At 75.3% G+C, this 25,385-nt stretch carries 19 protein-coding genes; 11 read left to right on the plus strand and 8 right to left on the minus strand.

The features are described from left to right. Positions 1 to 115: 115 nt before the first annotated feature. The 5 genes from ACWDVG_RS24540 to ACWDVG_RS24560 form a co-directional block, all read right to left on the minus strand. On the minus strand, positions 116 to 958 hold the full coding sequence (locus tag ACWDVG_RS24540; RefSeq protein ID WP_451701915.1) for a 5-oxoprolinase subunit C family protein: 843 nt from the start codon (positions 956 to 958) through the stop codon (positions 116 to 118). Between the two features lie 41 nt (positions 959 to 999). Beyond that, on the minus strand, positions 1,000 to 1,620 hold the full coding sequence (gene pxpB / locus ACWDVG_RS24545) for a 5-oxoprolinase subunit PxpB (protein WP_451701871.1): 621 nt from the start codon (positions 1,618 to 1,620) through the stop codon (positions 1,000 to 1,002). After that, a complete protein-coding gene (locus tag ACWDVG_RS24550) occupies positions 1,617 to 2,381 on the minus strand; it encodes a LamB/YcsF family protein (RefSeq protein ID WP_451701873.1) in 765 nt (254 codons plus the stop codon). Before ACWDVG_RS24550 ends, pxpB begins: the two co-directional genes overlap by 4 nt. Positions 2,382 to 2,474: 93 nt before the next feature. Beyond that, positions 2,475 to 3,290: a putative hydro-lyase gene (locus tag ACWDVG_RS24555; RefSeq protein WP_451701875.1), complete on the minus strand. Its 816-nt coding sequence runs from the start codon at positions 3,288 to 3,290 to the stop codon at positions 2,475 to 2,477. Continuing rightward, entirely contained in the window at positions 3,287 to 4,567 is a 1,281-nt protein-coding gene (locus ACWDVG_RS24560) for an MFS transporter (protein WP_451701877.1), read from the minus strand. Before ACWDVG_RS24560 ends, ACWDVG_RS24555 begins: the two co-directional genes overlap by 4 nt. A gap of 221 nt (positions 4,568 to 4,788) precedes the next feature. On the opposite strand from ACWDVG_RS24560, the gene ACWDVG_RS24565 reads away from it, so the two are divergent. The 5 genes from ACWDVG_RS24565 (at position 4,789) to ACWDVG_RS24585 (ending at position 13,803) form a co-directional block, all read left to right on the plus strand. Further along, positions 4,789 to 5,508, plus strand: coding sequence for a GntR family transcriptional regulator (locus ACWDVG_RS24565; protein WP_451701879.1), 720 nt, complete (start codon positions 4,789 to 4,791; stop codon positions 5,506 to 5,508). A 116-nt stretch (positions 5,509 to 5,624) separates the two neighbouring features. After that, complete coding sequence (locus tag ACWDVG_RS24570) at positions 5,625 to 7,169, plus strand: hypothetical protein (protein ID WP_451701882.1); 1,545 nt, start codon at positions 5,625 to 5,627, stop codon at positions 7,167 to 7,169. Next, positions 7,166 to 7,810: a hypothetical protein gene (locus tag ACWDVG_RS24575; RefSeq protein WP_451701883.1), complete on the plus strand. Its 645-nt coding sequence runs from the start codon at positions 7,166 to 7,168 to the stop codon at positions 7,808 to 7,810. The genes ACWDVG_RS24570 and ACWDVG_RS24575 overlap by 4 nt, the downstream gene beginning before the upstream one ends. Then, positions 7,807 to 8,718, plus strand: coding sequence for a hypothetical protein (locus ACWDVG_RS24580; RefSeq protein ID WP_451701884.1), 912 nt, complete (start codon positions 7,807 to 7,809; stop codon positions 8,716 to 8,718). The genes ACWDVG_RS24575 and ACWDVG_RS24580 overlap by 4 nt, the downstream gene beginning before the upstream one ends. 123 nt (positions 8,719 to 8,841) lie before the next feature. Next, positions 8,842 to 13,803, plus strand: a complete 4,962-nt coding sequence (locus ACWDVG_RS24585) for a hypothetical protein (protein WP_451701886.1) — start codon at positions 8,842 to 8,844, stop codon at positions 13,801 to 13,803. A gap of 98 nt (positions 13,804 to 13,901) precedes the next feature. Here ACWDVG_RS24585 and ACWDVG_RS24590 read toward each other — a convergent pair whose 3' ends face one another. Next, complete coding sequence (locus ACWDVG_RS24590) at positions 13,902 to 14,291, minus strand: hypothetical protein (RefSeq protein WP_451701888.1); 390 nt, start codon at positions 14,289 to 14,291, stop codon at positions 13,902 to 13,904. Between the two features lie 424 nt (positions 14,292 to 14,715). On the opposite strand from ACWDVG_RS24590, the gene ACWDVG_RS24595 reads away from it, so the two are divergent. The 4 genes from ACWDVG_RS24595 to ACWDVG_RS24610 are packed head-to-tail and all read left to right on the plus strand — an operon-like array spanning position 14,716 to position 19,139. After that, positions 14,716 to 17,664 carry a nitrate- and nitrite sensing domain-containing protein gene (locus ACWDVG_RS24595; protein ID WP_451701890.1) on the plus strand — a complete coding sequence of 983 codons (2,949 nt, stop codon included), beginning with the start codon at positions 14,716 to 14,718 and terminating at the stop codon, positions 17,662 to 17,664. Further along, positions 17,661 to 18,104, plus strand: coding sequence for a roadblock/LC7 domain-containing protein (locus ACWDVG_RS24600; protein ID WP_451701891.1), 444 nt, complete (start codon positions 17,661 to 17,663; stop codon positions 18,102 to 18,104). Before ACWDVG_RS24595 ends, ACWDVG_RS24600 begins: the two co-directional genes overlap by 4 nt. An 11-nt stretch (positions 18,105 to 18,115) precedes the next feature. Next, entirely contained in the window at positions 18,116 to 18,559 is a 444-nt protein-coding gene (locus ACWDVG_RS24605) for a DUF742 domain-containing protein (RefSeq protein ID WP_451701892.1), read from the plus strand. Then, positions 18,540 to 19,139 (plus strand): GTP-binding protein, encoded by a 600-nt coding sequence (locus ACWDVG_RS24610; RefSeq protein WP_451701894.1) that lies wholly within the window; start codon positions 18,540 to 18,542, stop codon positions 19,137 to 19,139. The genes ACWDVG_RS24605 and ACWDVG_RS24610 overlap by 20 nt, the downstream gene beginning before the upstream one ends. 84 nt (positions 19,140 to 19,223) lie before the next feature. Here the strand turns inward: ACWDVG_RS24610 and ACWDVG_RS24615 are convergent, their stop codons facing one another. After that, positions 19,224 to 20,042: a M15 family metallopeptidase gene (locus ACWDVG_RS24615; RefSeq protein ID WP_451701895.1), complete on the minus strand. Its 819-nt coding sequence runs from the start codon at positions 20,040 to 20,042 to the stop codon at positions 19,224 to 19,226. Positions 20,043 to 20,197: 155 nt separating this feature from the next. On the opposite strand from ACWDVG_RS24615, the gene ACWDVG_RS24620 reads away from it, so the two are divergent. Continuing rightward, the gene (locus tag ACWDVG_RS24620) at positions 20,198 to 20,704 is read left to right on the plus strand and encodes an NUDIX domain-containing protein (RefSeq protein WP_451701897.1); all 507 of its coding nucleotides are present in this window, start codon (positions 20,198 to 20,200) and stop codon (positions 20,702 to 20,704) included. Positions 20,705 to 20,810: 106 nt separating this feature from the next. On the opposite strand, the gene ACWDVG_RS24625 is transcribed toward ACWDVG_RS24620, so the two are convergent. Next, positions 20,811 to 23,174 (minus strand): glycoside hydrolase family 31 protein, encoded by a 2,364-nt coding sequence (locus ACWDVG_RS24625; RefSeq protein ID WP_451701899.1) that lies wholly within the window; start codon positions 23,172 to 23,174, stop codon positions 20,811 to 20,813. A gap of 216 nt (positions 23,175 to 23,390) precedes the next feature. Here ACWDVG_RS24625 and ACWDVG_RS24630 point away from each other — a divergent pair, with 216 nt between their 5' ends. Beyond that, positions 23,391 to 25,370 carry an acetoacetate--CoA ligase gene (locus tag ACWDVG_RS24630; RefSeq protein WP_451701901.1) on the plus strand — a complete coding sequence of 660 codons (1,980 nt, stop codon included), beginning with the start codon at positions 23,391 to 23,393 and terminating at the stop codon, positions 25,368 to 25,370. The last annotated feature ends 15 nt before the right edge of the window (positions 25,371 to 25,385 follow it).

A 25,385-nucleotide genomic window follows, 5' to 3' on the forward strand; every position in this document is an offset into this window, starting at 1 on the left:
CGCCCCCGCCTCGACGCCCACGGCTTCGGGCGGGGGTGGTGCGTTCCGGGCGTCGGCGTCGAGCGGTTGCGGGTGGCGGCGAGCGCCGGAAGGCCGCCGTCACCCTCCGGGCCGCTCAGCGCGCCGTCACGAACCGCACCGGCGTGCCCGGAACCGCCTGCGCCGCCGCCCCGAGGTCCGCCTCCCGCACCACCGCCACCACCGGGTAGCCGCCGGTCGTCGGATGGTCCGCGAGGAACACCACCGGCCGGCCGTCCGGCGGCACCTGGACCGCGCCCAGGACCATGCCCTCGCTCGCCAGCTCCCCGGGCCGGGACCGTTCCAGCGGGGGCCCGTCGAGTCGCAGGCCGACCCGGTTGCTCGCCGCCGTCACGACGTACGCGCGCGTGAGGAAGGTGCGGAGCGCCTCCCGGGTGCACCAGTCGTCTCGGGGACCCGGCCGGACCCGCAGGACGAGCGCGTCCGGCGGGCCCGGCCACGGGGGTGCGTCGACCGGCCCCCGGACGGCCGTGGCGGCTCCCAGCGGCAGGACCGCTCCGTCGGTCAGCGGCGCCGGGCCCAGTCCGGACAGCAGGTCGGTGGAGCGGCTGCCGAGCACGGCGTCGACGGTGATCCCGCCGCCGAACGCCACGTACGAGCGCAGCCCGCGCACGGCCGCGCCGACGTCGAGGACCGCCCCGGGCGGGAGCCGGACCGCCGTCCCCCACGCGGCCGGCCGGCCGTCCACCCGGACGGGGCACGGCGCACCCCCCACGGCCACGGTGACGGCGCTCGCGGTACGCACCGCGCACCCGTTGACGGTGGTCTCCAGGACCGCCGCCCCCTCCGCGTTGCCGACGAGCCGGTTGACGAGCCGCGCGGCGGCCGGGTCGAGCGCGCCGGAGCGGGGCACGCCGAGGTGGGCGTACCCCGGGCGCCCCAGGTCCTGGACGGTCGTGAGCGCCCCGGCGCGCACCATCGTGAGCGCTCCGGCGGGCAGCACGTCGAGGGAACGGTCCGTCACGACCCGCCCTCCACCGTGAACCGCACCCGGGTGCCCGGCTCCAGCAGCGCGGCCGGTTCGCGCCCGGCGTCCCACAGCACCGCGTCCGTGGTGCCGATCAGCTGCCAGCCGCCGGGTGAGGAGCGCGGGTACACGCCCGTGTACGGCCCCGCCAACGCCACCGATCCGGCCGGCACGACCGTACGGGGCGTGGCCCGGCGCGGCACGGCGTACCGCTCGTCCAGGCCGGTCAGATAGCCGAACCCCGGCGCGAACCCGCAGAACGCCACCCGGAACTCGGTGCCCGAGTGGATGCGCACCGCCTCCTCGACCGACACCCCCCAGAGTCCGGCGACCTCCGCCAGATCGGGGCCCCCGTACCGCACCGGCAGCTCGACGGCCCGGCCCACGCGCGCGTGCGGCGGCCCCACCTCCCAGCGGGGCAGTTCGGCGGCTAGCCCGTCCGGGTCGTCCACCCCGTCCAGGAGCACCGTCCGGGCCGCCGGCACGACCTCCCGTACGGCGGGCAGCGCGCCGCCCGCCCGCCGCCGCAGCAGCTCGGCGTGGAAGGCCTCCGTCGCCGCGCCGTCGGCCAGCTCCACCAGGAGGGCCCGGTCGCCCACCCGCAACACCCTCACGCGAAGGCCTCCACCCGCACGCCGTCGGCCTCCAGGCGCTCCCGGACCCGGCGGGCGAGCCCCACCGCGCCCGGGGTGTCACCGTGCAGACAGAGCGACCGCGCCCGTACGGAGATCTCGGTGCCGCCGTGGGCGGCGACGGTCCCGAACCTGGCCAGGGACACCGCGCGCTCCACGACCTCCGCGGCGTCCGAGACGACGGCCCCCTCCTGCCCCCGTGGCAGCAGGGAGCCGTCCGCCCGGTACGCCCGGTCGCCGAAGGCCTCGGCGACCACCGGGAGCCCGGCCGCCGCGGCCGCCTCGTGCAGCCGTGACCCCGGCAGTCCGAGGACCGGCAGCGTCCGGTCGGCGAGCAGGACGCCCTCGACGACCGCGGCCGCCTGCTCGCCGTCCCCGACCACCCGGTTGTAGAGCGCGCCGTGCGGCTTCACGTACGAGACGCGGGAGCCGGCGGCCCGCGCGAAGACCTGGAGGGCCCCGATCTGGTACGCCACCTCGGCGGCCAGCTCCGCCGCAGGGACATCCATCGCCCGCCGGCCGAAGCCGGCCAGGTCCCGATAGGACACCTGGGCCCCGATCCGTACCCCGCGCTCTGCCGCGAGCGCGCAGACCCGGCGCATGGTGACCGCGTCCCCCGCGTGGAATCCGCAGGCGACGTTGGCGCTGGTGACGACGGAGAGGAGCTGCTCGTCGTCGGTCAGCGTCCAGCGGCCGAAGCCCTCGCCGAGGTCGGCGTTGAGGTCGATCGAGACCCGGGTCATGGAGGTGTGTTTCCTTTCTCAGGGGGTCGTACGCGTGCGTGGCCGTGGGCCGCCCCGCGGCTCAGCGGTCTGCCCGCTCACCGGTCCGCGCGCTCACCGGTCCGTCCGATAGTGCTCGTCCCGGACGTCCGTGACGAGCATCCGCCCCGGCGCGTGGGTGATCGCGAACGGCGGACGCGAGGCCATCACCGCCGCCTGCGGCGTCACCCCGCAGGCCCAGAAGACGGGCACGTCCCCCGGCTCCGCCTCGACCGCGTCCCCGAAGTCCGGCCGCCCCAGGTCCCGGATGCCGAGCGCCGCCGGGTCCCCCGCGTGCACCGGCGCGCCGTGGACGGCCGGGAGCAGCGCGCTGATCCGCCGTGCGACGGGCACCAGCCGCTCCGGCACGGGCCGCATGGACACGACCATCGGCCCGTGCAGCCGCCCCGCCGGCCGGCAGGCGCGGTCGGTGACGTACATGGAGACGTTCCGGCCCTGCGCGATGTGCCGCAGCGGCACCCCCGCCTCGGCGAGCGCCCTCTCGAAGGTGAAGCTGCAGCCGATCAGGAAGGAGACGAGGTCGCTGCGCCAGTACGCGGCCACGTCGGCAGGCTCGGCCACGAGCCGCCCGTGCTCCCACACCCGGTACCCCGGCACGTCCGTCCGCAGATCGGCTCCGGGAGCGAGCGCGGTCGTCCACGCACCGGGGTCCGTCACGTCGAGGACCGGACAGGGCCGCGGGTTGCGCGTGCAGAAGAGCAGCACGTCGTACGCCCAGGCCGCGGGCACCGCGATCAGGTTGGCCTGCGTGTGCCCGGGAGCCCACCCCGCCGTCGGACCGGCCGTCCCCGCCCGCGCACGCGCGCGTGCCTCACGCGGATCGCGCGGGACCCCCGGGCGCTCCGGCTCCGGAACCGCCCGCCCGGTCACACCAGCTCCCTTCCGCGCGTCTCGGGCAGCCCGAGCAGCGCCAGGACGGCGATCCCGTACCCGATCGCACCGAAGACCAGCGCCCCGCCGACGCCCCAGCTCTCCGCCAGGAACCCGACGAGGGTGGGGAAGACCGCGCCGACCGCGCGCCCCGTGTTGTACGTCAGCCCCTGCCCCGTACCGCGCACCGGCGTCGGGTACAGCTCGGCGAGGAAGGAGCCGAAGCCGCTGAAGATCGCCGACATGCAGAAGCCGAGCGGGAACCCGAGCACCAGGAGCAGGGTGTTCGCCCCGGCCGGAATCTGGGTGTAGGCGAGGACGGACACCGCCGACAGGACGGCGAAGAGCGCGATGTTCCGCTTCCGGCCCAGCCGGTCCGTCAGGTAACCCCCGGTCAGATAACCCGCGAAGGCCCCCGAGATCAGCAGCGCCAGATAGCCGCCCGTGCCGACGACGGTGAGACCGCGTTCGGTCTTCAGGAAGGTCGGCACCCAGGTCGCGAGCGTGTAGTACCCGCCCTGCACACCGGTCGACAACAGGATCGCGAACAGCGTCGTACGGAGCAGCACCGGGCTGAACACCGCCCGGAACGAACCCCGTTCGGGGCTGGCCAGGCGGACCTCGGCCGCGTGCGGGGCGTCCTCGACGTTCCGCCGGACGTAGACGACGAGCAGGGCGGGCAGCGCGCCCGTCCAGAACAGGACCCGCCAGGCGAGGTCCGCGTCGACGAACTGGAACACCAGGGTGTACACGACGACCGCGAGCGCCCAGCCCGCCGCCCAGGCGCTCTGGATGCCGCCGAGTGTCCGTCCGCGGTGCCGGGCGGAGGCGTACTCGGCGACGAGGATCGCGCCGACCGCCCACTCGCCGCCGAATCCGAGGCCCTGGAGCGCCCGGAAGACGAGCAGCGTTTCGTAGGTGGGGGCGAAGCCGCACAGCACGGTGAAGAGCGCGTACGTGACGACGGTGATCATCAGGGCCCTGACGCGGCCCACCCGGTCGGCGAGGACGCCGGCGAGCGCGCCGCCGACCGCCGAGACGACCAGGGTGACGGTGGTGAGGAGGCCGGTCTGTCCCTTGTCGAGGCTGAAGTAGGCGGCGATCGCCACCATGGACAGGGGCAGGGTGAAGAAGTCGTAGGAATCCAGGGCGTATCCGCCGAAAGCGCCGCCGAAGGCGCGCCGGCCGCGCGGCCCGAGGGCGCGCAGCCAGGCGAACGCGCCCGTGTCGTCGGGGTGTTCGCCCTGGTCGGGGTTCCGGGTCCGAGTCGTGCTCAATCTGCACCTCGCAGAGGGAGGAGGAGCGTGCCTGAGTGACGTGCCGAAGACCGTGCCTGAGTGACGTGCCGAAACACCGCGCCGAAGAACCGCGCGGTGTCGTCAAGGTAGGGGATTGTTGAACGATCCGACAAGAGGCATGTTGTCCCGGACTTCGTTCTGCGGTTGACTCGGCCCGGACGGTCGACGGTCGACGGCCGGAGGCGGAAGGGGAGCGCACCGTGGACGTGAGGGGCACCGGGGAGCTGGCCGAGGACCGCGCGCTGCTCGGACGCACGAGCACCGCGGAACGGGTCGCCGACATCCTCCGCACCCGTATCGCCGAGGGCTTCTTCCCGCCCGGCGCCCGCCTCTCCGAGGACAGCATCGGCGGCGCCCTGGGCGTCTCCCGCAACACCCTCCGCGAGGCCTTCCGGCTCCTCACCCACGAACGGCTCCTCGTCCACGAGCTCAACCGGGGCGTCTTCGTCCGGGTCCTCGCCGTGGAGGACGTCGAGGACATCTACCGCACCCGCCGCCTCGTCGAATGCGCGGTCGTACGGGGTCTCGGGCACCCGCCCTTCGCGGTGGACGGCCTGGTCGCCGCCGTCGCGGAGGGCGAGGCGGCGGCCGCGAACGGCGACTGGCGCGCGCTCTCGACGGCCAACATCCACTTCCACCGCGAACTCGTCGCCCTGGCCGGCAGCGCCCGCACGGACGAGCTCATGCGGAGCGTCCTCGCGGAACTCCGGCTCGCCTTCCACGTTGTGGGCGACCCCCGCGCCCTCCACGAGCCCTACCTCCAGCGAAACCGGGAGATCCTGGACGCGCTGCGTTCCGGCGAGCGCGCCTCGGCCGAACGCCTCCTGGCCCGCTACCTCGACGACTCGCGCACGCGGGTGTCCGCCGCCTACGCCCGGGCGGTGGACGCCCCGACGCCGGCCACCCCGGACGGCGCCTGAACCCGGGGCCTCGGGCTGCGCCCGCCTCGGGTGCGGCCCCGGGAGGGCGGTCCGCCCTCACCGCCGCATCTGCGCCGTTTCGACCGTTGTCAGTTCCAGGACCTACTCTGTGCACCGTGACTTCGCCTGCCTCGACGGACCTCGCTCCGCCCCAGCTCAGCGCGGGGCCGCGGCCCGCGCAGGGCCCGGCCGCCGACGAAGGGCTCGCGCGGCGCCTCCGCGCGCTCGCGTGCACCGCCCCGCTGCACGACCTCGACGCGCGCAAGGCGAACCTCGCCGGCGAGTACACGGTCTACTCGATGGCCGAGGTCGCGCTCGCCGCGATCGACCTCGTCACGCTCAACATGGACTTCGACACCGGTGCCGACCACGAGCAGATAATCGCCAGGCTGCTGCCCCGCGTCGCCGCCCAGGCCCCCCAGCGCCCCGCCGCCGAGCACGAGCGCGTCGCCCGCTGGGTCCTGGAGAACCTGATCAACGTCGGCAGCGTCGACCGCGGCTTCCGCGCCGTCTACGGCACCTTCGGCACCGACGGGGTCTACGTCCGCCGCGACTACGACTTCAAGCTCATCGAGGAGGTCCCCGGCTACGGCGGCGGGGTCTACCTCCGCACCACGGACGAGGCCGTCAACGTCCTCGTCGGCGCCCTGGACACCGACGTCACCAGCGCCCAGATCGCCGCCGAGGTGAAGCTGGAGGTCCTGATCAACCGGGGCCGCCTCGCCGACGCGCAGCTCGCCGCCGAGCAGGCGCGCTACCGGACCGTGCAGTACGCCGAGAGCCTCCGCAGGACCCTGGAGGCGACCCGGCGCAACGTCCGCGCCGTGGACTGGCTCAACGCCGTCCCCGACATGATCGCCGAGGCGCTCGACCACGTCGCCGACCGCTACCGCCACGAGAACGCGATCCTCACCAACATCCGCAAGGCCCGCGACGAGGCCGACACCGGCTCCGACCCGAAGACGGCCGAGCACAAGCGGCGCGCCGCCGAGCTGGTCGACATCGTCAAGGACTGCATCCGGCGCCACACCCAGCTCCAGTCGCGCCTCCTGGAGGCCGGCCCGCTGTTCCGGGCGGAGCAGGACCGGCAGGCCTTCGCCGCCCCCACCACGTACACCGGCCTCGACCTGTACGGACAGCTCGTCGCCCCGATACTGCCGCTCCCCGTCGAGCGGGCGACGCGCGTGACCGACGCCTTCTTCGCGCGCGGCACCGGACTGCGCACCCCCGCGTCCGTGCGCCTCGGCGACCTCGTCGACCTCCTGCTCACGCCGCCCGTCGAGCGCGAGCACCTCGGTGCCGAGATGCCCGAGCCGGACCTGATCGCGACCCCCGACGACTCCCGCTTCAGCGAGGAGCAGCTCGCCCTCGCCACGGGCCTCCTCGACCTGGAGCACGACGCCCCGCGCCGCCTCTCCGGGCTGCTGGCCGAGGCCCGCCGGATCGACGCCGACCTCCCGTACCTCGTCGCCCTCCTCGCCGTCCACGCGGCGAGCCCGCCGGTCGGGACGGCCTACCGCCAGGGCGAGGAGCGCCTGCTCTTCGCCGTCGACGACGGCACCCCGCTGGACGACCCCGAGTTCGGCGGCGCGGACCTCATCGTCGGTACGGCCCTGCTCGACGCGGTCGGGATGGCCGCGGACCGCACGGAGGCCTCGTGACCCTCACCACACCGCCCGTGCCCTCCTCGGGCGGCACCACCGCTGCCCAGCCCCTGACGGGCGCCACCGACCCCGAGGCCGGTGAGACGCCCGCTCCGCCCCTCCCCGAGGCGCCCGTCCCCGCTGCGCCCGGCACCGTGGCTCCCGCTGCGGCAGCCCCCGACCTCACCGACGTACCCGCCCCGAGGGAGCCGGCCGACGCCGATCGGCCCCGCGTGCGGGCCGTCCTCGTGGAGCCGCCGCAGGAGCCCGACACCCACCACGAGCCGGGGGAGGGGCCGCGGCTCGGCGCCGTACCGGTGGCGGAGCCGCCCCGTACCGCCGCGGACCGGCGGCGGAGCCTGCCCGCGGTCCGCGCCGTACGCCTCGCCGACGGCGCGGCCCCGGCGGAGCGGCCCGTCACCGCCGTCACCCCGGTCCCGCTGCCCCTGACGCGCCCCGGCACGTCCGCCGAGGCGACCGGCACCGGCACCGGCACGGACACAGGCACGGACACAGGCACCGGCACGGACACGAGCACCGGTACCGAGTGTCTGACCGGAAGCGGTCCCGCGGGCGTCGCCCCGAGCCGCCCCGAGCGCCGCCCCGAGAGCCGCAGCGAAAGCCGTACCGAGATCCGCACCGAGGAGCCCCAGCCGTGAGTGACACCCACGCCGCGTACACGAACGCGTGGAGCGAGCAGGAGCCCCCGCAGACCCCGGCGGCCCCGCCGTCCTCCTCCACCGCCGCCGTCACGCCCGCGGACGCCGCCGACGCCGCCCGGCTCGTCTCCTTCGGGCTCCAGCCGAAGCTGCTGCCCGCCCGGGACGCGGAGTACGCGGACCTCCTCCGCCGGTACCGCGAGGACCCGCCGTTCGCGCGGCTCGCCGACGCCGTCGCCACCGGCCTCGGCCTCGTCGTCCTGGAGGTCTCCCCGCGCGCGGGCATGGCCGTCACGGCCGCCGAGGACTCGGTGTTCGCCGTCCGCATGGGCGACTACGCCCGCCGCGCCCACACCGACTCCGCCGACCGCTTCCTGCACGGCCTCGCCCACCTCGCCGTCGCGGCCATGGCCTTCCCCCGCCCCGAGGACCTGGCCGACGACGGCTACATCGGCCGCCTCACCGTCAACGGCGTCGACGCCTTCGTCCGCCAGGCCTGTCTGCGCCTGGAGCAGCGCGCCGAGGAGCGGGGCGAGAACACCGACCCGGCCAGTGACGCCCCCGGCCTTGAGGCGGCCTGGCGGATCTACGCCCGCCGCAGCGCCACCGGCGCCACGAAGGACGCCCGCCGCCTGGCCGGTTCCACCACCGGCATCGTCGGCAAGGCCGTCGCCTTCCTCACCGACTCCGGCTTCCTCCAGCGCACCGGTGACGAGGGCGGCGGCTCCTACCGCACCACCGCCCGCTACCAGCTCCAGGTGCGGGACATGGCCGGTTCCGCGGCCATGGCCGAACTCCTCGACCTCGGGGTCGTCCCCGTCAGCGACGGATCCGCCACCCTCCTCCCGCCGCCCGAGGGCGACGACCTGGAGCTCGCCGCCGACGCGGGCCTCCCGTTCCACGCGTAACCGCCCCGCCCGTAACCGCCCCGCCCGTAACCGCCCCGCCCGTAACCGTCCCGCGCACACCCGCCCCGCGCGACCGCCCGCGCAACCGAACCTCCCAGTACGAGAGCACGAGAGTTCCTCGCCATGTACGAGCTGTCCCGGGTCCGCCTCTACTCCATCGGCCCCGCCGGCGCGCGCTACGCCGACACCGTCCTGGACCTCCGCGGAGTCGGCGCGCCCGTGCCGCACCCCGCCCCCACCCAGGCGGAGTTCTTCGAGGAGGAACCGGTCGGCCCGCCGCGCCGCCCCGCACCCGCGGGCGTGCTCTTCCTGGAGAACGGCGGCGGAAAGTCCGTCCTCCTCAAGCTGATCTTCTCGGTCATGCTCCCCGGCCACCGCAACACCCTCGGCGGCGCCAGCTCCGGCGTGCTCCGCAAGTTCCTCCTCGCCGACGACTGCGGTCACGTCGCCCTGGAGTGGCAGCACACCCTCACCGGCGAACTCGTCGTCGTCGGCAAGGCCAGCGAGTGGCGCGGCCGCCAGGTCTCCAACGACCCGAGGAAGTTCGCCGAGGCCTGGTACTCCTTCCGGCCCGGCCCCGGACTCAGCCTCGACAACCTCCCCGTCGCCGAGTCCACCGCCGTCCGCCCGCCCGTCGAGGGCGCCTCGGGCGCCACCGGACGGCGCCGCACGATGAAGGGCTTCCGCGACGCCCTCACCGAGGCCGGGAAGGCCTACCCGCACCTGGAGGTGTACTGGGAGGAGATCCACGACCGCTGGAACGAGCACCTCGGCGACCTCGGCCTCGACCCCGAACTCTTCCGCTACCAGCGCGAGATGAACGCCGACGAGGGCGAGGCCGCCGGCCTCTTCGCGGTCAAGAAGGACTCCGACTTCACCGACCTGCTCCTGCGGGCCGTCACCGACACCCGCGACACCGACGGCCTCGCCGACCTCGTCGGCGGCTTCGGCAACAAGCTCGGCCGCCGCGCCGAACTCACCGCCGAGCGCGACTTCACCGCCGGCTCCGTCGACCTCCTCGGCCGGATCGTCGAGGCCGCCGAGACCAGGGCACGCGCGCGTGACGTCCACGCGGCCGCCGAGCGGCGCACCCGCACCCTCGCCCAGCGGCTCTCCGCCCGCGCCGCCGAGGAGCGGGGCCGGGCCGCCGAACTCGCCCAGCAGGTCACCTCCGCCGCCCACGCCGTCTCCGAGGCCGAGACCGCACGCGGCCGCAGCGCGCTCATCGCCGCCGAACTCGCCTTCCGGCACGCCTCCTTGGCGCTCACCGCGGCCGAGAAGGGCGCCGCCGCCCAGCGCCGCGAACTCACCGACGCCCGCACCCTGCACTCCGCGTGGCAGGCCGCCGAGGCGGTCCTCCGCCACCGCGCCGCGGGCGACCGCTCCGCCCGCGTGGCCGCCGCCATCCGCGAGGCCGAGCGCGACGCCGCCCCGGCCCTCGCCGCCCGCGCGAAGGCCGCAGCCGACCTCGTACGGGCCCTGGCCGCCGCGGCCGAGGAGGGCGAGCGGCACGCCGCCGAGGAGGAGGAGCGCTCCAGCGCCCTCCAGGAGGCGGGCGAGACCGCCCACCGCGACGCGACCGCCGCCGCGACCGAGGCCCAGCGGGCCCGCAGCGAGGCCGGGCACCTGCGCCAGCGGCTCGCCGAGGTCGAGCAGGAGACGGCCGAGGCGGTACGGGCCGGCTGGCTCGACGACTCCGCACCCGACGCCGACCCGGCGCGCGCCGCGCTCGCCGCGAGCGACGCCGAGAAGTCCACGGTCGCCGCCTGGGACACGGCCCGCGACGCCGCCCGCACGGCCGCCGACCGCGCCCGCGAGGCCGCCGCGGCCGAGTCCCGCGCCGAACTCGCCGCCGCGCGCGCCGCGGACGCGGCCGAGGCCGCGGGCCACGCCTACGAAGCGGAGCGCCGCGCCGCCGAAACCCTCGCCGCGGAACCGCGCCTCGCCGACCTCCTGAGCCTTCCGGGCCAGAACTCCTCCGTCCCCGGCCAGAGCTCCCCGCTCCCGGGCCAGAGCTCCCCGCTCCCCGGCCAGCGCGGAGCGGCCCCGGCCGGAACGACCCCGAGCGGCGACCGGCCGGGCCACGGCACGGTCGGCCGCCCGGCCGGGCCGTCCGACGCGCCGGCGGCGACGCCCGCCGCAGACCGTGCCGGTGGCGCCGGCCGGGCCCACGGCCCGGCGGCCCCCGAAGGCACCGACCCCGCCGCACGGGGCGCGGGCGAGGACGCCCACACCGCCCCGGGCGGCCACGGCGCCCCCGGCGACGCCGCCGCCACGGGCCGGGACACGGCCGACACCGCCGTCCCCGGCGCCGCCCTCGGCCTCGTCGTCGACCCGTCCGGTGCCCAGGGACCGCTCACCGTCACCGAGTTCGACCGCTACGCCGACGAGCTGCGCGGCATGCTCGACCAGGCCGTCGCCTCCGCCGAGCGGCAGCTGTTCGACCTCCGCACCGCCGCCGCCGACGACGCGCGGATCCTCGGGGCGCTCGGCGACGGCGGACTGCTGCCGCCCGGCCCGGACGTCCTCGCCACCGTCGAGTTCCTCGGCGAGCACGGCATCCCGGCGCTCCCCGGCTGGCGCTACCTCGCGCAGGCCGTGGACCCCGCCGACCACGCGCGCGTGCTCGCCGCCCGCCCCGAACTCGTCGACGGCGTCGTCATCACCGACCCCGTCTCGTACGGCCGCGCCCGCGAGGTCCTCGGCTCCGCCGCCCTGCTGCCCCGCTCCGCCGTCGCCGTCGGTACCGCGGCCGCCCTGCTCGCACCCGTACCGGCGCGGGACGGCGACGAGGACACCGGCGTCTTCCTCGTCCCGCCGAACCCGGCCATGCACGACGAGCTGGCCGCCGACGAGGAGCGCCACGCCCTGCGGGCCCGCGCCGCCGCCCGCGACGAGGAGATCCGCACGCTCGCCGCCCGGCTGGCCGGCGACCGGGCGCTCGCCGCCCGGATCGGCGCCTGGCGCGCCGACTGCCCGCCCGGCATGCTCGCCGAACTGGCCGCCGTCGCCGCCACCGCCCGGGAGACGGCCGAGGCCGCCGCCGCGACCCTCGCCGAGGCGCGCGCCGTACGGGCGGAGGCCGACGAGGTCGCCGCGGAAGCCGCCCAGGTCAGGGACGAGCGCCAGGAGGCGGCCCAGCGCGCCCGCCGGGTCGCCGACGCCCTCGCGGGCCTCGCGTACCGGCTCCGTGAGCGCTCCGCCTGGCAGGCCAAGCTCCGCGAACTCGCCGACGACGCCGCCGAGGCGGAGGCCCGCGCCCAGACCTGCCTGGAGCGCGCCCGCGCCGCCGACGAGGACCGCCGCGCCGCCCAGCGCGCCGCCGACGACGCCCACCGCACGGCCCGCGCCCTGCGGGCGGAGCGCGCCGAGATCGCCGGGGCCCCCGAGAACCTCCCCGAGCAGGACGCCGACGCGCCCCGCGCCGCGCTCCCCACCCTCCGCGAGGCGTACCGCGCTGCCTCCCAGGTGTACGAGAAGGTCGGCGTCGGCGCCGACCTCCGCGCCGAGCAGGCCCGCGCCGAGAGCGACGAGTCCGCCGCCCTCGCCGAACTCGACCGGCTCACCAACAAGGTCCGCACCCGCGCCGAGCAGCTCCTGGAGTCGACCGACGGCGCCGACGGCCCCTCCCGCCAGGCGGCGGCGGCCCGCGCCGAGTCCCTGGTCCAGATGCTGGAGTCCCGCGCCTCCGAGGCCAGCGAGAAGCTCGGCCGGCTGCGCGGCGAGGCCGAGCGCCTGGCCCCCGAGGACGGCGGGGCCCACACGGAGCTGCCCGAGGAACTGGTGCCCGCGGACGCCGAGCACGCCCAGGCCCTCCTCCGTACCGCGACCGCCGAACTCGCCGCCCGTACCGACGCCCTGGAGGCGGCGAGGGCCGCGCACTCCGGACTGCTCCGGGACCACCGGGCCGCCGAGGACGCGGCCGGCGGCTTCGACGAGACGGCGGCCCTCCTGCGCGACCAGCTCCGCGACCACACGGACGAGGAGCACGAGACCCCCGCCCCGCACCCCGGCACCCTGGAGGAGGCCCGCACCGTCGCCGCCGAGGCGCGCCGCGCGCTGCGCGCCTGCACGGCCGAGCTGTCCGCCGCCGAAGCCGCCGTGCGCGAGGCGAGCGACATCCTCGTCCGGCACGCCAACTCCACCCGCTACGAGCAGGTGCGCACCCCCGCCCGCCAGCAGATCAGGGAACTGCCCGCGTCCGCGCTCCCCGAGCACGCCGCCAAGTGGGCCGAGGCCTTCGCGCCCCGGCTGCGGGTCCTGACGGACGAGCTGGAGCAGCTGGAGCGCAACCGGGACTCGATCGTGGACCGGCTGCGCGGGCTCGTGGAGTCCTCCCTCGCCACGCTCCGCTCCGCGCAGCGGCTCTCGCGCCTCCCGGAGGGGCTCGGCGAGTGGTCGGGCCAGGAGTTCCTGCGGATCCGGTTCGAGGAGCCGGACCAGGCCACGCTCGCGGAGCGGCTCGGCGAGGTCGTCGACGAGGCGACCCGCGCGGCCGTCAAGAAGAACTCCGACCTGCGCCGGGACGGCATGTCCCTGCTCCTGCGCGGGGTGCAGGCCGCGCTCGAACCCAAGGGCGTCGCGGTCGAGATCCTCAAGCCGGACGCGGTGCTGCGCGCCGAGCGCGTACCGGTCGGGCAGATGGGCGACGTCTTCTCCGGCGGGCAGCTGCTCACCGCGGCCATCGCGCTGTACTGCACGATGGCGGCGCTGCGCTCCAACGACCGCGGCCGCGACAAGCACCGGCACGCGGGCACGCTGTTCCTCGACAACCCGATCGGCCGCGCCAACGCCACGTACCTGCTGGAGCTCCAGCGGGCGGTGTCGGACGCGCTCGGCGTCCAGCTCCTCTACACGACGGGCCTGTTCGACACGACCGCGCTCGCCGAGTTCCCGCTGGTGATCCGGCTGCGCAACGACGCCGACCTGCGGGCGGGGCTCAAGTACATCAGCGTGGAGGAGCACCTGCGTCCCGGGCTGCCGCAGCCCGCGGCGGAGGGCGAGACGATCCACGGCGAGATCACGGCGACCCGGATGTTCCGGCGTCATCAGGCGGACGAACAGCCCGCGGTGCGGACGCCGTAGCGGTCGCCGGGCCCGGTCGCTCCCGCGCGGGCGGAACAACGGCGGCCCGGCCCCCACCTTCGGGGACCGGGCCGCGTCTCGTCGTGACGGGTTCGCCGTCAGGCCGCCTCGGAGAGCGGCGCCCCCTGCGGGGCCCTGCGCTCCACGGTGTCGGCGGAGTCCTCGTACCGCTCCCTGAACGGCCGGCGTGCCGTGCTGCTGGGCTCGGAGACGACTCCGTTGCGCTGGCGCCACACCTGACGGGTGACCCAGACGTCGAGCACGCTCCAGGTGGCCACCACGGTGGAGGCCACCGCCGTGATGGTCACGGGGAACGCCAGCCAGGAACCCGCGAGCGTGCAGAGGAAGGCGACCACCCCCTGGATCAGCGTGACCGATGTGATCATCACCGCCCGAACGGCGGCGTTGCGCACGGGGTCCGGCATCCGCCGCACACCCTCCTCGTCCTCCACCCACAGCTGACGCGCCGTCCGCGCCTCGTCTTCCATGGTCCTGTCACTCCCCACCGCTGTGTTCCTCAAGGGACGCCTGCCCGTTGTGAGGGCCTTTACTCGGACAGAAACCCCCCTGCCCACCATGACGTGTCAGAGCGGGAAAAGGTTTCGCCTGTTCCGGAATTACCGCGACCGGAACGAATAATTCCAGCCATCTCCATAGCCGGGGGAAATGCCACACCACCACGTGTCCTGTGCCACAGTGACGGAGCCCAACTCCCCGAATACCGGGACATCTCATGATCAACGATCACCCGACAGGCTGAAAAACGACCGGACATGCCTTCGAGATGGCCGTGATGCAGTAGTAGGCTCGCGCCGCCGTTTGTTGAAATCGAAGGTTGACGCCGCGTGTTGACGCCGACGTCAGACACGTGCAGGTCCCCCGTGGCGCGCGGGGGCCGAGCTGGGGGAGGCCATGCGCTTTCGCGGGAAGTCCATCCGCCGGAAGATCGTGGCGTTGCTCCTCGTCCCGCTCGTCTCCCTCACCGGCCTCTGGGGCTTCGCGACGGTGCTGACCGGCCGTGAGGCCGACCAACTCCTCGACGTCGGCTACATCGTCGACAAGGTCGGCTACCCCCTGGAGGACACCGCCCGGGTCATCCAGCTGGAGCGCCGCCAGTCGCTCATCTACCTCGCCGACCCGCGCGGCTCCGAGGCCCTCGTCTCCCTCCGCGAGACCCGGCAGGCCACCGACCGCCAGCTCACCCGCATCCGAGCGAACGCCGCCGACCCCGGCGTACGCGACGAGATGAGGCCCGTCACCTCCCAGCGGCTCACCTCCCTCCTCCAGGCGCTCGACGAACTGGACGCGCTGCGCCGCTCCGTCGAGAACCGCAGCATCAGCCGCATGCAGGCCCTCGAGTTCTACAACCGGCTGGTCGACCCCTGCTACAGCTTCCTCATCACCCTCCACGCCCTGGAGAACGTGGAGATGGACAAGCAGGGCCGCGCCCTCGTCGGCGTGACGCGCGCCCGCGAACTCCTCTCCCGCGAGGACGCGCTCGTCCTCTCCGCGCTCGTCGCCGACCGGATCACCGCAGAGGAGATCCGCGCGATATCCGACCTCGTCGCCGGCCGCGAGCAGTTCTACGAGGTCAACCTCGAACTCCTGCCCGCCGCCGAGCGCGAGCGCTTCGAGAAGTACTGGCGCAGCCCCGAGACCGCGGCCCTGCGCACCGCCGAGAACGCCCTCATCGAGGCGGGCGCCACCGACGACCCGAAGGCCGTCACCCCCGCCTACTGGCAGGACGAGGCGAGCCCCGTCCTCGACGACCTCGCCCGCGAGAACACCGCGGCGGGCGACCGCTACCAGGACCGCGTCCAGCCCGCCGCGTACAGCGTGCTCCTCAAGGTGGGCGTCGCCGGAGTCCTCGGCTTCCTCGCCCTCCTCGCCTCGATCGTCATCTCCGTCCGCATCGGCCGCGAGCTCATCCGCGACCTGCGGCGCCTCCAGAAGGAGGCCCAGGAGGTCTCCGGCGTCCGGCTGCCCAGCGTGATGCGCCGCCTCGCCGCGGGCGAGCAGGTCGACGTCGAGACCGAGGTGCCCCACCTGCGGTACGGGGAGGACGAGGTCGGCGAGGTCGGCCAGGCGCTCAACACCCTCCAGCGCGCCGCCGTCGAGGCCGCCGTCAAACAGGCCGAGCTGCGGCGCGGCGTCTCCGAGGTGTTCGTCAACCTCGCCCGCCGCAACCAGGTCCTCCTCCACCGCCAGCTCACGCTCCTCGACACCATGGAGCGGCGCACCGAGGACACCGACGAACTGGCCGACCTCTTCCGGCTCGACCACCTCACCACCCGCATGCGCCGGCACGCCGAGGGCCTCGTGATCCTCTCCGGCGCCGCCCCGTCCCGCCAGTGGCGCAAGCCCGTCCAGCTCATGGACGTCGTACGGGCCGCGGTCGCCGAGGTCGAGGACTACGAGCGCATCGAGGTCCGCCGCCTGCCCCGCATCGGCGTGGGCGGCCCGGCCGTCGCCGACCTCACCCACCTCATCGCCGAACTCCTCGAGAACGCCACGGTCTTCTCGCCCCCGCACACCGCCGTCCAGGTCCTCGGCGAGCGGGTCGCCAACGGTTTCACCCTGGAGATCCACGACCGCGGCCTCGGCATGAACCCCGACGCCCTGCTCGACGCCAACCTCCGGCTCGCCGAGACCCCCGAGTTCGAGCTCTCCGACACCGACCGGCTCGGCCTCTTCGTCGTCAGCCGACTCGCCCAGCGCCAGAACGTCCGCGTCTCCCTGCAGACCTCGCCGTACGGAGGCACCACCGCGGTCGTGTTCATCCCGGCCGCCCTGCTCACCGACGCACCCGAGACCCAGGGCGCCGGCTTCCGGCTGGACCGGACGGGCACGGACCGCGCCGACCGGAGCCGCGGGGCCGCCGAGCCCGTGGACGCCGGCGGCCCGCCGACCCGCAGGCCCGCCCTGACCAAGGTCCCCGACGTGACGGACCCGGTCGGCACGACGGCGGCGCGCGGCGCCTTCGACGGCCCCGTCGAACTCGAACCGCCGCTCGGCACCGAGGACTTCGACGCGCTGTTCGACTGCTCGGCCGACCTCCTCGACAGCGACAGCGAGCGCGGCGGACTCTTCCGGCCCCGCGACCGCCGCCGCGGGCTCGCCCCCGCCGGCGAACAGCACCAGCAGACGCCGGACCAGGCCTCGGGCCACGGCGACGACGCGGACGACCTTCCGGCCGGGCGCGCCCCCCAGGGCCCCGTGCCGCTGCCGCGACGCCGCCCGCCGACGCTCGTCGTGGACCACGGCCGCCGCGTCGACGAGCGGGGCCGCCCGCACCCCGCACCCGGTCGCGCCGGAGCCGAGGACGGCACACCCGGCACGCACGGCGGGTTCGCCGACGACCGCGCGCACGACAGGGGCGCCCCCGGCACCGCGGACGGGACCCGGCCCTCGGCCGGCGGCCCGAACCTCGTCCCCGTACGCCCGGACGGCTCCGGTCGCCCCGAGCGCCCGCGGCGGTACGACGCGCCCGGCGGCTCGCAGGGCCCCGACGCGCCCGGCGGCCGCCCCGCCCCCGCCGCCCCCGTCGAGCCCGAGGCCCCCGCCCCCTTCGGCGGTCTGCCCCGCCGCGTGCGCCAGGCCAGCCTCGCGCCCCAGCTCCGCGAGTCCGCCGACGGCGCCACCGGCACGGGCACCGGCACGGGCACCGGCACCGGCACGGGCCGAGGCGCGCACCCGGGCGCCCCCGAGCCCACAGGACCCGAGTCCTTCGAGCGCGACGCCGACGAGGTCCGCGCCCGCATGGCCGCCATGCAGCGCGGCTGGCAGCGCGGCCGTCGGCACAACGCCGACCCGGACGACACGACAGCACCAGGAACGACACCCGAGGGGGACGGTCGATGACCGCACCGAACGCCGCAGCAACCGACAGCACCTCCGGACGTGGGAACGGGGAGCTGAACTGGCTCCTCGACGAGCTCGTGCAGCGCGTCGGATCCATCCGCAAGGCCCTGGTGCTCTCCAGCGACGGTCTCCCCACCGGCGCCTCCCAGGAGCTCACCCGGGAGGACGGCGAGCACCTGGCCGCCGTCGCCTCCGGATTCCACAGCCTCGCCAAGGGCGTCGGCCGCCACTTCGAGGCGGGCAGGGTGCGGCAGACCGTCGTCGAACTGGAGGACGCCTTCCTGTTCGTCACGGCCGCGGGCGACGGCAGCTGCCTCGCCGTCCTCGCGGACTCCGACTCGGACGTCGGCCAGGTGGCGTACGAGATGACGCTGATGGTCAAGCGGGTCGGGGCCCACCTCACCACGGCCCCCCGGACCGGCCTGCCCGCCGGAGGATGAGTGGGGGCGGAATGAGCGACGCAGCCGAGCGGAACCGATCCGAACGTCCGAACCCGGCCACCGCCGGGCAGGCCCCCGTCCACCACCACTGGTTCGACGACGAGGCCGGCCCCGTGGTCCGTCCGTACGCGATGACCCGCGGCCGGACCAGCGCCGCCACCCGCCACCGGCTCGACCTGATCGCGGTGGTGGTGCCCGAGCCCGCCGCCGACGATCCCGGCCGGGACCAGACGCTCTCCCCGGAACACGTGGAGATCGTCGAACGCTGCTCCGAGCAGCCCCAGTCGATCGCCGAGCTCGCCGCAGGGCTCGACCTCCCCGTCGGGGTGGTCCGGGTCCTCGTCGGCGATCTCGTCGAGGACGAACTCGTCCGTGTGACCCGCCCCGTTCCGCCGGCCGAACTGCCGGACGTGAGCATTCTTCGCGAGGTGATCAATGGCCTTCGGGCGCTCTAGCCGCAAGAAGACCTACGTCGAGCCGGTGACCCTGAAGATCCTCGTCGCGGGCGGGTTCGGGGTCGGCAAGACGACGATGGTCGGTGCGGTCAGCGAGATCCGGCCGCTGCGGACCGAGGAGATCCTCAGCGAGGTGGGCCGCCCCGTGGACGACCTCCACGGCGTCGAGACCAAGACGACCACCACGGTCGCCATGGACTTCGGCCGGATCACCCTGCGCGAGGACCTCGTCCTGTACCTGTTCGGCACGCCGGGACAGGACCGCTTCTGGTTCCTCTGGGACGAGCTGGCGCAGGGCGCGCTCGGCGCGGTCGTCCTCGCGGACACCCGTCGTCTGGAGGACAGCTTCGCCGCCATCGACTACTTCGAGCGGCGCGGCATCCCGTTCACGGTGGCGGTCAACTGCTTCGAGGGCGCCCGCCGCTACCCGGTCGAGAGCGTCCGCGGCGCGCTCGACCTCGACCCGGAGGTGGAGCTGGTGATGTGCGACGCCCGTGACCGGGAGTCCGTGAAGAACGTCCTGGTCGCCGTCGTCGAGCACGCCCTGGTCCTGGCCGACCGCGCGCACGCCCCGGTCTGAGCGAGCCCCGGAACCACCGCCGAACAGGGCCTGTACCGGCGGTGGTTCGGCGGTGGGTCCGGGGCGACGCGTACGGGGAAGGCGTCAGTGCCCGGCCACCGACCTCCGCGCCACCGGGAAGTCGAAGAACGTCGCGGGGAACGGCTCCGGCTTGAACGTGAAGTGCCACCACTCCTCGGGCAGGTTCACGAACCCCTCCGCGGCCAGCACGCCCTTCAGGAGCTGCCGGTTGGCCCGCTGCTCGCCCCCGATCCGCGGGTCGTCGGTGTGCGAGAGCGTGTCGAAGCAGTCGTACCCGGTCCCCATGTCGACCGAGTTGTCCGGGAACCGCTCCGCCTGCGGCGCGAAGCACTCCACCAGTTCCTCGCCCGGCACGTACGGCCGCGTCGGCGCGGCGGGCAGCCGCACGAGCGTCAGGTCGACCGTCGACCCCCGGCTGTGCCCCGACTTCTCCGCGATGTACCCGTCCGCGAACAGCCTCGACTTGTCGACGAGCGGATAGAACTCCCCCTTCATCCGCTCGTCCCCGAGGTCCTTCGCCCAGCGCACGAAGTGGTCGACCGCCCGCTGCGGCCGGTAGCAGTCGTACACCTTGAGCGTGTAGCCCCGGGCGAGCAGCCGCAGCTGGGCGCGGTGCAGCGCCTCGGCGGCCGGGCGGGTCAGGATGCACAGCGGCTGCCGGTAGCCGTCGACCGGCTCGCCCACGAAGTTGTGCGCCGTCGTGTAGCGCATGTCCTGGAGGATCGTCCGGTCGACCGAGTCCAGCGCCACGAACGTGCGCGGCGCCTTCGGTTCGGGCGCGGCCGCCGCCGGGGGAGCGGAGGCGGCGGCGCCCGTGACGGCGAGCAGACCGGCGGCGGCGGTGACGGCGAGGGTCCGCAGAGCGGAGGCAAGTCCTGTCATGGGCCCCGTCTATCAGTTCCGCCGACGCCGCAACAGACCGACCGTGCGTTCCCGCCGACGCGGGGAAGGCCCCACCGCGTTCCCTGCGCCACCGTGAGGGACCTGGCCGTGCGTTCCCGCTGCGCGGGAAACGGGCGATCGCGTACGGTCGCCCCGTGACCGACTCCGCGCCCGCCCCCTCCCACTGCGCCGCCTGCGGCACCGCCCACGCCCCCGGCGCCGCCTGGCCCCGCACCTGTCCCGCCTGCGGCCGCACCGCCTACCGCAATCCGCTGCCCGTCGCCGTCGCCCTGCTCCCGGTCGCCGAGGACCGGGGCACGGGGCTGGTCGCCATCACCCGGGCCATCGCGCCCCAGCGGGGCGGCATCGCCCTCCCCGGCGGCTTCATCGACCACGGCGAGGACTGGCGGGCGGCCGTCGTCCGTGAACTCCGCGAGGAGACGGGCATCGAGGCGGACGCGGACGAGGTCCGCCTCGCCGACGCGCTCAGCTCGCCGGACCACCTGCTCCTCTTCGGGCTCCTCCCGCCGCTGCGCGCGCTGCCGCCCTTCACCCCGACCGACGAGACGGCCGCCCTGCACGTCCTGCGCGCACCGACGCCCCTCGCCTTCCCGCTCCACACCGAGGCGGTACGGAAGTGGTTCGCCGGAGCGTACGCCTGACGGGCAACGGGCAACGGGCAACGGGCAAAGGGCCCCGGCCACGAGCAACGAGACCGTCCCGGCGAGGCACCCCGGCGAGACCGCCCGGCCAGGCTCCCCGCCCCCCCTAAGCCCCGCCCCACCCCCGCACCCGTACCGGCAGCCCCGCCTCCGCCACGCCCTCGTCCGTGACGCGCTCCACCACCACCCGCCCGTCCACCAGCCGCGACTGGTACCGCTCGATCTCCGCCGCCTCCCACCCGTCGCCGGTGTCCCGCACCACGAGCCCCCCGCCCGCCCGCCCCGCCGCCGGAGCCCACACCTCGAGCGCGAGCCCCCCGTCCTCGCCCCGCACCGGCAGCACCGCCCCCGCCCGCGCCAGGACCGGCACCCGCGACAGCGGCGCGTCGAGCAGGACCTGCCCCGGCCCCTCGTACGCCCGCCCCGTCGCGGTGTCGTACCAGCACCCGCGCGGCAGCCGCACCGCCCGCCGGTCCGAGCCCCGCGTCAGCACCGGCGCGACCAGCAGCGCGTCGCCCAGCAGGAACGCGTCCTCGCAGTCCCGCAGCGCCCGGTCCTCCGGCGCCCCCCACCACACCGGCCGCACGTACGGCGCCCCCGTCATCCGGGCGAGCCGGGCCAGCGTCTCGAAGTACGGGCGCAGCCGCTCGCGTTCGGCGAGCGCCACGCGCGCGTGCTCCAGCACCTCCGGGCCGAACGCCCACGGCTCCCGGCGCCCCGCGTCGATCGCCGCGTGCGTCCGGAACAGCGGCAGCCACGCGCCCAGCTGGAACCACCGCAGGAACAGCTCCGGCGAGGGGCTCCCGTCGAAACCGCCGACGTCCGGGCCCGAGTACGGCACCCCGCACAGCCCGAGCCCGAGGACCAGCGCGAGCGACGCCCGCAGCCCCGGCCACCCCGTCGACACGTCACCCGACCAGGTGCCCCCGTACCGCTGCATCCCCGCCCAGCCCGCGCGCGAGAAGAGGAACGGCCGCTCGTCGGGCCGCAGCCGACGCAGCCCCTCGTAACCGGCGCGCGCCATCGTGAGCGCGTAGACGTTGTGCGCCTCCCGGTGGTCACCGCCACGTCCCTCCAGGTGGTGCCGCGCCGACCGCGGCAGCGTCATGTCCCCGAAGGCGGCGAAGGAGACCGGCTCGTTCATGTCGTGCCAGAACCCGGCGAAGCCCTGCCGCAGCCGCTCCTCGTACAGCCCGCCCCACCACTCCCGTACCGCGGGGTCCGTGAAGTCCGGATAGGCGCAGTCACCCGGCCGCACCACCCCGTGGACCTCCTCGCCCCGCGCGTCCCGCACGAAGGCCCCGGCCGCCCGCCCCGCCTCGTACACCGGATTCCCCGGCTCCGCCTTCACCGCCGGGTCCACGATCGACACGAGCCGTACGCCCTGCTCCCGCAGTTCCCGCGCGAGCCCCGGCAGGTCGGGGAACCGCTCCCGGTCCACCGTGAAGACCCGGTGCCCGTCGCAGTGGTCGATGTCCAGGTGCAGCGCCGACAGCACAAGCCCCCGCTCCCGGTATCCGGCGACCACCCGGCGCACCTCCCGCGCGCTGTCGAACCCCCGGCGCGCGTGCTGCGGCCCCAGCGCCCAGGACGGCGGCAGCGCGGGCGCGCCCGTCAGCGCCGCCCAGCCGTGCAGCACGCGCGCGGGGGTGCCGACCACCACCCAGCACCGCAGCGGCCCGCCCTCCATCCGCACCTCGCTGGTCCCCGGCCGGTCGTGCCCCGAGCCCGCCCCCTCCTCGCCCTCGGCCAGCGTCACCCGCCCGTCCCACGTGTTGTCGTGGAAGGCCAGGTGCGTGCCCGCGTCCGAGACCACGAACTGCACCGGCATCGTGATGTACAGCGGGTCGTCCCCCGGCGCGAAGCTGCCCTTCGGGCCGGTGTTCCACAGCCGGTACGCCCCGTCCCGCAGCCGCGGTCCCGCCGCCCGCCCGCCGAGCCCGAAGAACCGCGCGTCCGCCGGCACCTCGCTGCGCTGCGCCCACCGCGCCGGACCGCCCGCCACCGGCTCCCACCAGCGCGGCGGCAGGTCCCGCCGCAGCATCAGCCCCCCGGGCGTCCGGATCTCCACCGCCCCGTGCCGCGAGACCGCGACCGTCACCCGCTCCGACACGACCCGCCAGCCGCCGTCCGTGTCCGGCTCCAGCTCGGCCCGCGGATCCGGCTCCGGGGCCGCCGACCCGTCGGCCAGCGCGTACGACGGCAGCGGCTCCGCCCCGTCCCAGCCCCAGAACACGGTGCCGCCCGCCGACACGCGGATCCGCAGCGAGGACCGGGCGAAGCGGACGGTCCCGCCGCCCGGCTCCGCCTCGGCCCCGACCACCGGTCCCGGCACCCGTGCCCGCTCCGCCCCCCGCTGCGGCAGCACCTTCCCGTCCGTACGACGCTGCCGCCACGCCGACCGCACCGCCCGCAACCCCTGCACCGCGCCGAACACCTTCACCGAGCGCACCAGTTCCCGACCGTCCATGGGGCTCACCCTGCCACCCACCTGGGGCGTTGCAGGCTCCGTTCAGTTGCCGTTCACCCGTGGTGGGGGCACATGTTCAACTCTCCGACCATGGGTGGGCAACCCTGGTGCGAAAGCCGCTCACATGGCATCGTCCTGTCAGCCGCGTCACGCGCACACCCCAGCACGTGCGCGGGACACACGCCGACCCCGCGTACAGCCAGGGAGCCACCACCCATGACATCGCCGCAGACCGAGCCGCTCTGGCAGCCGGACGAGGAGCGCATCGCCACCGCCGCCGTCACCCGCTTCCAGTCCTGGGCCGCCGAACACCACGGCGCCCCGGCCGAGGGCGGCTACCCGGCGCTCCACCGCTGGTCGGTCGAGGAGCTCGACACCTTCTGGGGGGCCCTCGTCGAGTGGTTCGACGTCCGCTTCACCACCCCGTACGAGCGCGTCCTCGGCGACCGCTCCATGCCCGGCGCCGACTGGTTCCCCGGCGCCACGCTGAACTACGCCGAGCACGCCCTGCGCGCCGCCGCCGAGCGCCCCCACGACACGGCCCTCCTCCATGTGGACGAGACACACGAGCCGACCCCGGTCACCTGGGCCGAGCTCCGCCGCCAGGTCGGCTCCCTCGCCGCCGAACTCCGCGCCTTCGGCGTACGCCCCGGCGACCGCGTCAGCGGCTACCTGCCCAACGTCCCGCAGGCCGTCGTCGCCCTCCTCGCCACCGCCGCCGTCGGCGGCGTCTGGACCTCCTGCGCCCCCGACTTCGGCGCCCGCTCCGTCCTCGACCGCTTCCAGCAGGTCGAGCCGGTCGTCCTCTTCACCGTCGACGGCTACCGCTACGGCGGCAAGGAGCACGACCGCCGCTCCACCGTCGCCGAGCTCCGCGCCGAACTGCCCACCCTCCGCGCGGTCGTCCACATCCCGCTCCTCGGCACCCCGGCCCCCGAAGGCACCCTCGCCTGGGCCGACCTCGTCGCCGCCGACGTCGAGCCCGTCTACGAGCAGGTGCCCTTCGCGCACCCGCTGTGGGTCCTGTACTCCTCCGGCACCACCGGCCTGCCCAAGGCCATCGTCCAGTCCCAGGGCGGCATCCTCGTCGAGCACCTCAAGCAGCTCGGACTGCACTGCGACCTCGGCCCCCAGGACGTGTTCTTCTGGTACACGTCCACCGGCTGGATGATGTGGAACTTCCTCGTCTCCGGCCTCCTCACCGGCACCACCGTCGTGCTGTACGACGGCAGCCCCGGGTACCCCGACACCGCCGCCCAGTGGCGGATCGCCGAGCGCACCCGCGCCACCCTGTACGGCACCTCCGCCGCGTACGTCATGGCCTGCGCCAAGGCCGACGTCCACCCGGGCCGCGACTTCGACCTCTCCGCCGTCGGGTGCGTCGCCACCACCGGCTCCCCGCTGCCCCCCGACGGCTTCCGCTGGCTCCACGACGAGGTCCGCGAGGACCTGTGGATCGCCTCCGTCAGCGGCGGCACGGACGTCTGCTCCTGCTTCGCCGGCGCCGTCCCCACCCTCCCCGTCCACATCGGCGAGCTCCAGGCCGCCGGCCTCGGCACCGACCTCCAGGCCTGGGACCGCTCCGGCAAGCCGGTGACCGGCGAGGTGGGCGAGCTGGTCGTCACCAACCCGATGCCCTCCATGCCGATCCACTTCTGGAACGACCCCGACGGCAGCCGCTACCGCGACAGCTACTTCGAGATGTTCCCCGGCGTCTGGCGCCACGGGGACTGGATCACGATCACCGACCACGGCTCGGTCGTCATCCACGGCCGCTCCGACTCCACCCTCAACCGTCAGGGCGTCCGGATGGGCAGCGCCGACATCTACGAGGCCGTCGAGCGGCTCCCGGAGATCCGCGAGTCCCTCGTCATCGGCCTGGAGGAGCCGGACGGCGGTTACTGGATGCCGCTCTTCGTGCACCTCGCCGAAGGCGCCACCCTCGACGAGGAGCTGATCGGCCGGATCAAGAGCACCATCCGCGCCGAGCTGTCCCCGCGGCACGTCCCCGACGAGATCATCGAGGTCCCGGGCGTCCCGCACACCCTCACCGGCAAGCGCATCGAGGTCCCGGTCAAGCGGCTCCTCCAGGGCACCCCGCTCGCCAAGGCCGTCAACGCGGGCTCGGTCGACAACCTCGACCTCCTGCGCTTCTACGAGTCCCTGGCTGCCGCCCGCCGCGCCCGCCGCGCCTGACACCCGCAAGCCCGC

It is taken from the genome of Streptomyces sp. NPDC003327 (genome assembly GCF_053589515.1).